Origin of the sequence: Synechocystis sp. IPPAS B-1465 (genome assembly GCF_003015225.1) — a bacterium.
Lineage (GTDB): Bacteria > Cyanobacteriota > Cyanobacteriia > Cyanobacteriales > Microcystaceae > Synechocystis.
Window position 1 is genome coordinate 881,981 of the sequence record NZ_CP028094.1, and the last position, 11,995, is coordinate 893,975.

12 protein-coding genes are annotated in these 11,995 nt (G+C 48.5%); all 12 read left to right on the forward strand.

All coding sequences use genetic code 11. The features are described 5' to 3' along the window. Positions 1 to 42: 42 nt before the first annotated feature. The 12 genes from C7I86_RS04160 to C7I86_RS04215 all read left to right on the forward strand — a co-directional run bounded on the left by C7I86_RS04160 (position 43) and on the right by C7I86_RS04215 (position 11,992). Positions 43 to 1,209 carry a branched-chain amino acid ABC transporter permease gene (locus C7I86_RS04160; protein WP_010872011.1) on the forward strand — a complete coding sequence of 389 codons (1,167 nt, stop codon included), beginning with the start codon at positions 43 to 45 and terminating at the stop codon, positions 1,207 to 1,209. A 97-nt stretch (positions 1,210 to 1,306) separates the two neighbouring features. Continuing rightward, positions 1,307 to 2,539: an urea ABC transporter permease subunit UrtC gene (gene urtC, locus C7I86_RS04165; protein ID WP_010872012.1), complete on the forward strand. Its 1,233-nt coding sequence runs from the start codon at positions 1,307 to 1,309 to the stop codon at positions 2,537 to 2,539. 115 nt (positions 2,540 to 2,654) lie between these two features. Continuing rightward, complete coding sequence (locus C7I86_RS04170; RefSeq protein ID WP_010872013.1) at positions 2,655 to 3,551, forward strand: carbohydrate ABC transporter permease; 897 nt, start codon at positions 2,655 to 2,657, stop codon at positions 3,549 to 3,551. 109 nt (positions 3,552 to 3,660) lie between these two features. Continuing rightward, entirely contained in the window at positions 3,661 to 4,098 is a 438-nt protein-coding gene (locus C7I86_RS04175; RefSeq protein WP_010872014.1) for a DUF29 domain-containing protein, read from the forward strand. A 204-nt stretch (positions 4,099 to 4,302) separates the two neighbouring features. Then, positions 4,303 to 5,562 carry an HhoA/HhoB/HtrA family serine endopeptidase gene (locus tag C7I86_RS04180; RefSeq protein WP_014407083.1) on the forward strand — a complete coding sequence of 420 codons (1,260 nt, stop codon included), beginning with the start codon at positions 4,303 to 4,305 and terminating at the stop codon, positions 5,560 to 5,562. Positions 5,563 to 5,750: 188 nt separating this feature from the next. After that, positions 5,751 to 6,104 (forward strand): Rieske (2Fe-2S) protein, encoded by a 354-nt coding sequence (locus C7I86_RS04185; protein WP_014407084.1) that lies wholly within the window; start codon positions 5,751 to 5,753, stop codon positions 6,102 to 6,104. 186 nt (positions 6,105 to 6,290) lie between these two features. Then, positions 6,291 to 7,013, forward strand: a complete 723-nt coding sequence (locus C7I86_RS04190) for a DUF1997 domain-containing protein (RefSeq protein WP_020861545.1) — start codon at positions 6,291 to 6,293, stop codon at positions 7,011 to 7,013. Between the two features lie 67 nt (positions 7,014 to 7,080). Further along, positions 7,081 to 8,625, forward strand: coding sequence for an efflux RND transporter periplasmic adaptor subunit (locus tag C7I86_RS04195; RefSeq protein WP_010872018.1), 1,545 nt, complete (start codon positions 7,081 to 7,083; stop codon positions 8,623 to 8,625). 221 nt (positions 8,626 to 8,846) lie between these two features. Continuing rightward, a complete protein-coding gene (locus C7I86_RS04200; protein WP_010872019.1) occupies positions 8,847 to 9,044 on the forward strand; it encodes a hypothetical protein in 198 nt (65 codons plus the stop codon). Between the two features lie 251 nt (positions 9,045 to 9,295). Further along, a complete protein-coding gene (locus tag C7I86_RS04205; protein ID WP_010872020.1) occupies positions 9,296 to 11,269 on the forward strand; it encodes a bifunctional aldolase/short-chain dehydrogenase in 1,974 nt (657 codons plus the stop codon). A gap of 11 nt (positions 11,270 to 11,280) precedes the next feature. Next, entirely contained in the window at positions 11,281 to 11,610 is a 330-nt protein-coding gene (locus C7I86_RS04210) for a DUF433 domain-containing protein (RefSeq protein WP_010872021.1), read from the forward strand. Further along, a complete protein-coding gene (locus C7I86_RS04215; RefSeq protein ID WP_010872022.1) occupies positions 11,603 to 11,992 on the forward strand; it encodes a DUF5615 family PIN-like protein in 390 nt (129 codons plus the stop codon). Before C7I86_RS04210 ends, C7I86_RS04215 begins: the two co-directional genes overlap by 8 nt. The last annotated feature ends 3 nt before the right edge of the window (positions 11,993 to 11,995 follow it).

Consider the following 11,995-nt stretch of genomic DNA (forward strand, 5'->3'; position numbering starts at 1 on the left):
AGCCTGGATTAGGCCCACCTTTCTCCAATTCTAGAAAACATTGTGTCAGTACTCCTAGAAGGCATTTTTAACGGTTTAAGCACAAGTTCAGTGTTACTGATTGCTGCCCTGGGTTTGGCGATCGTCTTTGGTCTGATGGGGGTAATTAACCTGGCCCATGGGGAATTGATGATGTTGGGCGCTTACAGCACCTTTGTGGTGCAAAACCTCTTCCAGAGCCTCGGTGACCCTTGGTTTGACCTCTACATTTTTGCCGCTCTGCCCGTTGCTTTCCTGGTGGCGGCGATCGCCGGTCTAGTTTTGGAAAGACAGGTTATCCGCTACTTGTACGGCCGACCGCTGGAAACATTGCTGGCCACCTGGGGGGTGAGCCTGATTTTGCAACAGTTTGTCCGCAGTGTGAACTGGATTATGGTGCTGGTGGTGGGTATATTTTTGCTTTTATATTTCGGTGGCACCTGGTTAATTAAACGCCAGGCCGGTGGCAAACCTTGGTTAGGGAAAGCCCAAGTCATCCTTTTCTTTCTCTCAGCGGCGATCTCCGGCATTAGTGGTTTTGTGGTGGCCCAGGCCAATTCTCCCCTGTGGAATCGGGCTTGGTTTGGAGCTAGGAACGTCAATGTTAGTGCCCCCACTTGGTTGCGGGGGGGGCTTGCCATTGGCACTTTCCAGGTACCCTACACCAGGATTTTTATAATTTTCCTGACTCTGCTCTGTTTACTGGCGGTGTATCTAATTTTCTACCGTTCTAATTGGGGACTGAGAATTCGAGCCGTTACCCAAAACCGGGGTATGAGTGCTTGTTTGGGTATTCCCACTGGGCAGGTGGATGCTTTGACCTTTGCCCTTGGTTCTGGCCTAGCGGGCATTGCAGGCTGTGCCATTAGTTTTCTGGGGGCGGTGGGGCCCAACATTGGTCAAAACTACATTATCAATACCTTCATGGTGGTGGTGGTAGGGGGCGTAGGTAACCTACTCGGAACCATTATTGCTTCCCTGGCGATCGGTGTATCCAGTGACTTGATTGGTAGTGGCACCCTGATTCGTTTATTCCCCCCAGAGGGAGCATTGCAACCTCTGTACGAATTTTTTACCTTTTTTGCCACCACCAGTATGGCCAGGGTTTTAGTCTTCGCCCTGATTATCCTTTTTCTGCAAATCAAGCCAGCGGGTATTTTCCCTCCCAAAGGCCGGACGGCGGAATTGTAGCTTCCCGGAGGCAATGGCAATTTTTCTTTGCCCCATTGTCTCGCCCCCCCTAGCCTGACCTCTGACCAAATTTAGCTTCAGCCTTTTTTATTTCCCTATGCAAAATTCTGCCCCCCCTTCTGGTTCTCCCCTGGCCAAACTGCTGAAGAAGTTGGGTTGGAATGACTATGCGTTGTTCGGGTCAGTGTTGGTTTTTGCCTGTATTCCCCTGATCATCGCAGTTTTATCTTTGTCCGATGGAGGCCCAAGTCAATGGCTGTTGAATAATTTTCCTTTCCTACGGCTCAGGTTGATGGGGCGTTTTCTGTCTTTGGCTATTATTGCCCTGGGCATTGACCTAATTTGGGGCTACACGGGGTTACTCAGTTTAGGTCATGGCATATTTTTTGCCCTTGGGGGTTATGCCTTTGCCATGTATCTCAATCTCCAGTTACCGGAAGGGCAATTACCTGAATTTTTTGGTCTCTACGGGGTGGATAAACTGCCACTGATTTGGCAACCTTTCCATTCGTTACCCGTTACTGTATTGGCCATGGTGTTGGTGCCAGGGGCGATCGCCGCCCTGTTGGGTTATTTAATTTTTCGTAACCGCATCAAGGGTGTATATTTTTCGATTTTGACCCAGGCGGCTCTGTTGGTGTTTTACAACTTTTTCAACGGGCAACAGAAATTAATTAACGGTACTAATGGCTTAAAAACTGATACAGAAAGAATTTTTGGTTACCTAGCCAGTTCCGACGGAGTCCAACTGGTATTTTATGAAGTCACCGTCCTGGCTCTGTTATTGGTTTATATTCTTTGCCGTTGGCTTACTAGTGGGCGCTTTGGCCGCATCCTCGTAGCCATTCGGGACGATGAAACCAGGGTAAGATTTACCGGTTACGATCCCACTGGCTTCAAGGTGTTGGTATTTGGCATTTCCGGGGCGATCGCCGGTCTGTCGGGGGGGCTATACACAGTGCAAACGGGGATTATTACTCCGAGCATTATGGATGTGGCCTTTTCCATTGAAATGGTCATTTGGGTTGCGGTTGGCGGCAGGGCTACCCTAGTGGGGGCTGTGTTGGGAACCCTGTTGGTGCGCCTAGCCCAGAGCAGTTTGAGCGAGCAGTTTCCCGAGGTTTGGCTGTTTTTCCAAGGGGCTTTGTTCCTGATTGTAGTTACTGTGCTTCCCAACGGCATTGTCGGTTGGTGGCAAGAACAGGGCATTGTGCAACTCAGGAATTTGTTCCGAGGTAAACCCCAGTTGGCCACCTTTCCTAGTTTGGAAGAAGATCCTTTGGTGCAGGAAGAACGCAAACAGTTTGAAGGAGAGTCTAAGGAACCGTAAACTACACCGAAAACTTTTGGCTTATCCACGGCCATTGTCATGGCAGCAATCGGATCTTTATGCCTAGGGCCAGCAATGGTTATGTTAGTTTGATGTAGTCCTACCCGATTCTTCTATGACTGCTTCTGGGTCCGATCGCCGTTGGCCTAGGGGAGCCACCCCCTATTTATTCCTGTTGCCCGCTTTGGTTATGCTGGGCGCAACGGTTTTCTATCCGGCACTACAAGCTTTTTCCCTCAGTTTTACCCAATACGAACTGGACTTGACCAAAGCCCCGGCCTGGGTAGGACTGGCTAATTTTGAGCGGCTCTGGCGGGATAGGGTTTTCTGGCTGACCTTTCGCCACACTTTGCTTTACCTGGTGGGGGTTGTGCCCTTACTGATCATGTTGCCCCTGGGACTAGCCATTTTGGTCAACCAAAAACTGCGGGGCATCACCTGGTTTCGCATGGCCTATTACACTCCGGTAATTACCTCTATTGTGGTGGCAGGCATTGCCTGGAAAGCCCTCTACGCTTCCAATGGCATCCTGAATCAAATTCTTGCCCTACTGGGATTTAGCGATGGTATTCCTTGGCTCACCAGTCCCAATTTAGCCCTGTGGAGTGTGATGGTGGTGACAGTGTGGAAAGGGTTGGGTTATTACATGGTCATTTACCTGGCCGGACTCCAAGCCATTCCCCAGGAACTCTATGAAGCCGGGGCGATCGACGGAGCGGACGGTTGGCGACAACATTGGGATATTACCATTCCCCTCATGCGGCCCTATTGTTTCTTAGTAGGAGTTTTATCTTCCATTTCCGCCCTCAAAGTTTTTGAAGAGGTGTATATCATGACCCAGGGCGGCCCCCTCAACGCTTCCAAAACGGTAGTTTATTATGTCTATGAACGGGCTTTTCAAGACCTCGAAATGAATTACGCTTCGGCGATCGGGCTAGTGTTATTTTTGGTCATTTTCATTTTTTCAGTGATTAATTTAAAACTTTCCGGTGGTAACCTACCGGCCCGCTAAAGCCCTTGGGGGACATATTGACCCTGACTGAAAAAAATGGACAAATCCAGAAGGACATTATGATGGAATTCCCCCATATCGTAGTGGAAGAAAAGGAAGTGCAAAAAGTATGACAACACTGTATGAAACGGACTTCAACCTGTGGATAGAGCAGACCGTCAACCAACTCAAAAGTGGTGACATCAAGGGCTTGGACCTGGACAACCTCATTGAAGAAATAGAATCCATGGGACGGAATAACAAAAGGGAAGTACGAAGCCGGTTAATTGTCCTCATGGCTCACCTACTGAAATGGCAACACCAACCCGAAAAACAGAGCAATAGCTGGATCTACACCATCAAAGAGCAACGCTTACAACTCAAGCTAATCCTGCAAGACAGCCCTAGCCTGAAGCCCTTTTTGCAACAGGTCTTAGACGATTGTTACCAAGATGCCCGAAAGGATGCAGCCCAGGAAACAAAACTAACCCCCGACAACTTCCCCAAAGAATCCCCCTACACCCAAGCTCAGATCCTAGACCCCGACTTTTTTCCAAAATCAGAATAAATACAAAAAAAAGCCCTCTAAAACAATGACCTTGTCCTGAAAAACTGACACAAAAATTTCATACCGTCGTCATAGCCCTGTCATACTCGTCCCCTACATTAATAAATGTCAGCCCAAGCCGTTTTCCCAATTGCTCCTCACCGGGCTGACTTTTTTCCCAGATTTGTTTTAAGCAACAGTTCAGCAAATAAGTGTCATCAAGCCATGAAAGACGTTTCCCTCCATTCTCCCAAACAGACCCCTTCTAAAATTTCCTTGGCCTACCTGGGGCTAGTCCTGGTGGGTATGGGCATTGGTGCTGGGGGGACATTTGTCTTAACTAATCCCCAATGGGCGGATCATTTAACAAATAATTCTGTTATTTCTCCCTTAGTAACTAATCAATCCATTGCTCCTGCCAATGAGAGCTTAGCAACGAACTTACAAAGTCGTTTATCCCCTAGAGAGCCCAGCAATTTTGTCGTGGACGTGGTGGAATCCACCGGCCCCGCGGTGGTGCGTATCAATGCCCAAAAAACGGTTAAATCCCAGGTGCCCCAGGCATTTAATGATCCCTTCTTGCAAAGATTTTTTGGTTCCCAGATGCCCCCCATGCCCAACGAACGGGTGCAACGGGGAACGGGCTCCGGTTTCATTGTTAGTAATGATGGCAAGATTTTCACCAATGCCCATGTGGTGGATGGGGCCGATGAAGTGACAGTAACTCTTAAGGATGGTCGTTCCTTTCCCGGTCGGGTGATGGGTTCTGATCCCTCTACGGATGTGGCGGTGGTCAAAATTGAAGCTGGTGATTTACCTACCGTGGCCTTAGGGGACTCCGATCACCTGCAGGTGGGGGAATGGGCGATCGCCATTGGTAATCCTTTAGGATTGGACAATACGGTCACCACAGGGATTTTGAGTGCCACAGGCCGCCGCAGTGCGGATATTGGTGTGCCCGACAAACGGGTGGAATTTATCCAAACCGATGCGGCCATTAACCCTGGTAACTCTGGTGGTCCTCTCCTCAATGCGGATGGGCAAGTAATTGGTATGAACACCGCCATTATTCAAAACGCCCAGGGCATTGGTTTTGCTATCCCCATCAACAAAGCCCAGGAAATTGCTCAACAGTTAATTGCTACGGGCAAAGTGGAGCACGCCTACCTCGGCATTCAAATGGTGACCATGACCCCGGAACTACAAAGCCAAATTCGCCAAGAAACGGGTATGAACATTCCTGTGGATAAGGGTGTAGTGATTATGCAGGTTATGCCCAACTCTCCAGCGGCGATCGCCAAACTGGAACAAGGGGATGTGCTCCAATCTCTCCAGGGACAACCAGTGGAAAATGCTGAACAGGTACAATCCCTAGTGGGCAAACTGGCGGTGGGAGACGAAGTGGAACTAGGCATTCTCCGCAACGGCCAACAGCAAAATTTAACCGTCACCATTGGTGCCCTGCCCAGCGCCCCTCCCCAATAAACGCCCATTACTAGGACAAACGGGGGTTTTTCTCCTAAACTTTTAGGATGTTGGATCAGGGCCCGTTGGCAAAAATTCAAGTTGCCCCTCACCCTCCCCAAGGAAGCTCTGGCCAACCTGGGGGGTTTGTAGGTGTAAACCGGTTCCCAATCCTTTTTAACTTTGATTTTTTAGATTTAACTAAAATTATGGTTTGGACCAAAGCCCTCGCCCAAAGTGAGCTTCCCCCCGGTAGTCGTCAAGTGGTTAAGGTAAACCAACAGGCTATTCTGTTGCTGAATGAAGGGGGTACTATCCACGCAGTTAGTAACCAGTGCCCCCATCTCAAATTACCGATGAAAAGCGGCAAAATTAAGGACGGGGCGATTGTTTGTCCTTTCCACCGCAGTGCCTTCGATCTTTGTTCCGGTGCTGTGCAGGAATGGAGTCCCTTTCCACCTGTGGTGGGGGGTTTGATGGGCAAAATGTCGGCGGAAAAGCCCCTGCCGGTGTTCCCTGTGCGGGTGGAAAATGGAGAAGTACAGGTGGATTTAGGCGCCTGATCGCTCAGTTGAACCCTTTGCAGAGCAGACAAGACTATATTTTTGATCTAAATGGTTTTTCTTAATCCCTCAAACTTTGGGGGATTTTGATTAATCTGTCTAGTGTCTAGAATCAAATAGCTAGGTTCTGGGACAATCTCACCTGAAATCCTGGTTCACAATAGTTTTTATTGAATTCACATTGCCTTGACCCATAATTCCCAACCCCTACCCGTTGACCCCCAGGACAATGGCTTTCCCCCTGTACATTTCCAAACCCATTTCCAGGGCAGAATGGAAATGTTTGCCCCCGGTCAAGAAGTGGACGACTATCTACAGGCCCACCAAGGTTGGTTCCGTCGCTGTGCCCAGCCTATGCAAGCCGATCCTTTGGGGGACCATGGATATGTGTTGACCATTGGTAAGTTTGGTGCTTTGGGTTTTGATGTGGAGCCCAAAATTGCGGTGGTGCTGGAACCGCCCCAGGATGGCAATTACCTGATGCATACGGTTCCTTTGCCCGATACCCCCAATCTGGGTTATGAAGTGGATTTTCTTTCTAACATGACTCTGCATCAAGTCAATGGCGATCGCCTGACGGAGAAAAGTTTAAAACAGTTTGCCCAGGCGGAAATCCCCTGGCCGGAAACCATTACCCAGGTGGAATGGGACTTGAAAATGGATGTGGCGGTGCAGTTCCCTGGCTATATCTACAAACTGCCCATGAAGTTGATTCAATCCACTGGCGATCGCCTGTTGACAGAAATTGTCCGCCAAGTGTCCCCCCGTTTAACTTATAAAGTACAGCAGGATTTTCATCAGGAAAAAGGCCTACCCCTACCGCCCAAAAGTGGCCGTTATTTCCAGCGGATCAGGCCAGCGGGGGAAGAACAATCTGAGTCAGAGACGGAAACGGAAGTCGAATCTTAATCTGTCCTGACCAAATGGTTTGGGGGATTACCTAAATTACCTTAAAGATCAACAGACCAATTTTTTAGTGCCCATGGCCATGCCCCTTGTCCAATCAATGAAAAAACCCCTGCCTATTCTGCTCAGTTTGTTGGGGCTAGGGATCCTGGTGGTGGGAATTTTTGCTTACCGTTCGGCCTATGGCCCTTCCCGCCAGTCGGAATTGGATAAATACACGGTCATGGCCACGGAGTCTCCCCTGGAGGTGGAGATTAAGGCCAGCGGCACGGTGCAACCCCAGCAAACCGTCAATATTAGCCCCAAGGCTCCCGGGCGTTTGGTACGGCTTTTTGTCGAGCAGGGGGATGTGGTCAAAAAAGGCGATCGCATTGCGGTGATGGAAAATCAGGAATTTTTTGCCGACGGTAAGCAATCAGAAGCCCGTTTGCGGGAGGCGATCGCCCGCTACGAACAGGCCCGCATCAGAATTCCCGCCGAAATTGACCAACTGCGGGCCCAAGTGAATCAAGGTCGTACCCGCATTGCCCAGGCCCAATCCCAACTGGCCAGTGCCCAAGCTCGCTTAGAACAAGCCCAATCGCGCATTCCCAGTAACATTGACCAATTGCGGGCCCAGGTGGCTTCGGCAGAATCTCGCCTCAAGCTAGCGGAAAATCGTCGCAATCGTAATCAAAGCCTCCTCCAGGAAGGGGCCATTACCCAGGATCAGTACGATGAACTCTCCAACGAGTTTTTAAATGCCCAAGCCGGCCTGTTTGAAGCCCAAAGTCGCTTGAATAATGCCAGAACTACCGCTTCCCCCGAAGTGGGACAGATTGAGCAAGAAATTGTCCAACTCCAAGGGGCGATCGCCGAGGCAGAACAGGGGGTAGCGGCCCAAATGGCCCAACTAAGGGAAAGACAAGGTACCGCTGAAACGGAATTGGCCACCCTCCAGGCCGCCGCTTCCCAAGCCGAAGCCCAACTAATGCGGAGCAAAATTGCCTATGAGGATACTTTCATCGTGGCTCCCTTTGACGGCATCATCACGCAAAAATTTGCCACAGTGGGTTCCTTTGTTACTCCCACCACCTCCGCTTCCAGCACAGCTTCCGCCACGTCCACTTCCATTGTGGCCCTAGCCCAGGGCCTAGAAGTAGTGGCCAGGGTACCGGAAGTAGATATTTCCGCTCTCCGTCCCGGACAAATGGTGGATATTGTGGCCGATGCCTTTCCCAATGAAACCTTTACCGGCCGGGTAATCCGGGTGGCCCCTGAAGCCATTGTGGAGAATAACGTCACGTCCTTTGAGGTCACCATTGGCTTAGCCACCGGCCAGGAACAATTGCGCTCAAAAATGAATGTGGATGTGGTCTTCAAGGGGGACAGGTTGGCCAATGCCTTGACTGTACCCACCGTGGCCATTGTTACCGTGGGGGGAAGAACTGGGGTGATGGTGCCCGATGCAGAGGATAAGCCCCAGTTTAGGCCCGTCACCATTGGCCTGGTATTGGATGACAAAACCCAAATTCTTAGGGGATTAGAGCCCAAGGAACGGGTATTCATCGATTTACCGGAAGACAGTCAAGATGCCCTCAATCCGCCGGAGGACTCCACCGAGTCGGACAATTGATCAAGCCAAACCGCATCTAACGCCAAGGGAGCCCCAACAGGCTCCTTTTTTATTGCGACCAGTAACGATAAAAAAACTCCTTGTCAACTTTGCTTTACAAAAATTTACAAAACTGTTACATTTATTTACATAAGGCAAAGAAAGTTTCCCCCATAAGGAAGCCAATGCCCCAGAAATAATTGTTTTTCTTGATTGCTCGTAGGAATTTAGGAGTCACTGCCATGTTCGCCCCCATCGTTATCTTGGTTCGTCAACAGTTAGGCAAAGCTAAGTTCAATCAGATCCGCGGTAAGGCGATTGCCCTCCACTGCCAGACCATCACCAACTTTTGTAACCGGGTGGGCATCGATGCCAAACAGCGCCAAAATTTAATCCGTTTAGCTAAGTCCAACGGCAAAACCCTCGGTTTATTGGCCTAACTCTTCGTTTTCAATAATTCTTGCCAAACTGAGTCGGTGTAAGCCTTGTTAGATTGATATCCTCCGACTGCGTATTCCCCGAAAGCTTATCCGGAAATTTCCCCCCTAACTCTACGTCCATGGGGGGATTACTTTATCTGGATATGCAACGTCTCTGACTTGCCAAGAAAACAGTCACAATTGTCCCAGACCGAAAGCAGGGATAATAGCCTTGGTAGCAACAGCAACCCCAGCAATTGACCGGAGGCGTTATGAAGAGTTTATGGGATGACCAGGAAGCCAACCAATACCAAGGGGATTTACCCCAACGGGTCTATACATCCCGTTTGCTGGGCCGGGAACCATCCCTAGTGCTCCATGGCGGCGGCAATACCTCGGTGAAATGCCAGGTAACTAATTTGGTGGGGGAGAAGGAAGATATTCTCTATGTCAAGGGTAGTGGTTGGGATTTGGCCACCATTGAGGCGGCGGGGTTTGCCCCAGTGAGAATGCCCCATTTGCTCAAGCTGTCTAAGTTGACGCAATTATCCGATCGCCAGATGGTCAATGAATTGAAAACCCAGATGACCCTGGCCAGTGCCCCCAGCCCTTCGGTGGAAACCATTCTCCACGCTATTTTGCCGTTTAAATATGTGGACCATACCCACGCTGATGCAGTGGTGACCATTACTAATACGGCCAATGGGGAGGAAAGAATTCGAGAAATTTACGGCGATCACCTGGTGATTATTCCCTACGTGATGCCGGGATTCGACTTGGCCCGGGTATGTGCGGAAAAATTCGCCGCCGAAGCCCATGGGGGAACAGTGGGTATGGTATTAATGAACCATGGCATTTTTTCCTTTGGTGCCATCGCCCGGGAAGCCTACGAAGGCATGATTAGTTTAGTGAACGAAGCAGAGGAATATCTAAAAAATCAAGGGGTATGGCAGATTAGTTATGGCCAGCCGCAAAAATCAACTACGGAAAATAGATTGGCATTGGCCCAATTACGTTGTGATGCTAGCAAAATAGCGGGTTTTCCCTTGGTAATGCGGCAATATCAAGATGAAGCTAGTTTAAGTTTTAGCCAAAGGCCGGATTTAGCCCATATTAGCCAGCAAGGCCCGGCCACTCCGGATCATGTAATCCGCACCAAACGTTTACCTCAACTGGGTCGAGATGTGGCAGATTATGCCAAAAAGTATCAGGAATATTTTCAGCGCAACGACGGTAAAAGTGGGGAAGTCAAAACCATGCTTGACCCTGCCCCCCGCATTATCCTTGATCGGGAACTGGGACTGCTTACCCTAGGAACTTCTGCTAAAAGTACGGCGATCGCCGGGGATATTTATCAGCACACCATGGCAATTATTCAGCGGGCCAAGGGGTTAGGGGGTTACCAAGCCCTGCCGGAGTCGGATATTTTTGTGGTGGAATACTGGGATTTGGAACAGGCCAAATTAAAACAAGCTGGTAATCCTCCCATGTTTGCGGGGGAAGTGGCCCTGGTGACCGGCGGAGCATCCGGCATTGGTAAAGCTTCCGTTGCCCAATTACTTAAACAGGGGGCGGCGGTGATTGCGCTGGATATTCAACCTAACATTAGTGAACTCCACAATCGACCTGATTTCCTAGGAATTCAATGTGACCTTACTGATGCCAATGCTTTCAAACAAGCTCTGGAACAGGGCATAGCCCAATTTGGCGGTTTGGACATGCTAGTGCTTAATGCTGGGATTTTTCCCGTGGCCCGGGCGATCGCCGAGTTATCCACGTTGGAATGGCAAAAGGTTTTAAACATTAATTTAGATGCCAATTTAACCCTGCTGCGGGAATGTTATCCCCTGTTAAAGTTAGCGCCTAAGGGAGGGCGAGTGGTGGTAATTGGTTCTAAAAATGTGACCGCACCAGGCCCGGGTTTGGCGGCTTATTCAGCGTCAAAAGCAGCGTTAAATCAATTAATGCGGGTGGCAAGCTTGGAATGGGCCAAGGATAATATCCGCCTGAATACTATTCATCCCAATGGAGTATTTGATACAGGTTTTTGGACAGAGGAAGTGCTAGAAGCCAGGGCAAAACATTACGGTTTAACAGTGGAAGAGTATAAAGGTAATAATTTATTAAAAGTAGAGGTTACCAGTCAGGATGTGGCGGAATTAGTAACAGCCATGGCTAGTCCTTTATTTGGTAAAATTACCGGCGCTCAATTACCTTTAGATGGCGGCAATGATCGGGTTATTTAGGAGGAATTTTTATGAATAGGAGACTGGTAGAGTCTTTGGCAGAAGCAGTTATTGCATTGCCAGTGGAGGATTATAGTTTATTTCAAAATACCCTCATGGCAAAGATGATCAAAAAAACACCAGGGGTATGCGGTGGCCACGCTTGTATTCGGGATACCCGAATTGCAGTCTGGACAATTATTTCTCTTATCAATCAAGGAGGTACGGATTTGGAGTTACTGGCCGATTTTCCTGGATTAACTGCCTTTGATTTGTTGACCATCAAAGAATATTACCAATCTCATCAGCAGGAAATTGATAATCTTATTGATTACCAAGATCAAGAAAATTATCATGATTAAATTCTATAGCAACGAAAATTTATCCCTGGGCTTAGTTAATCAACTACGTCAATTAGGTTACAGTGTTTTGACTTCCTATGATGCAGGGAGAGCCAACCAAAGAATTACTGATTTATCTGTTTTGAAAGATGCAACAACTGATGGACGTTGTGTAATTACATTTAATCGAAATGATTTTATTGAATTACATTTGAATAGAATAAAACACAAAGGCATAATAATTTGTAAAGAAGATCGAGATCAGATTGGACAAGCATCAATAATTCATGATTTTTTAATTAATCAGAAAACTTTAGATAATCGTTTAATCAGAATATTAAAACAAAATCAACCTGGATTGAAGCAACCGCAATTTACGATTAAAGAGTATTACCCTAGTTAAAAA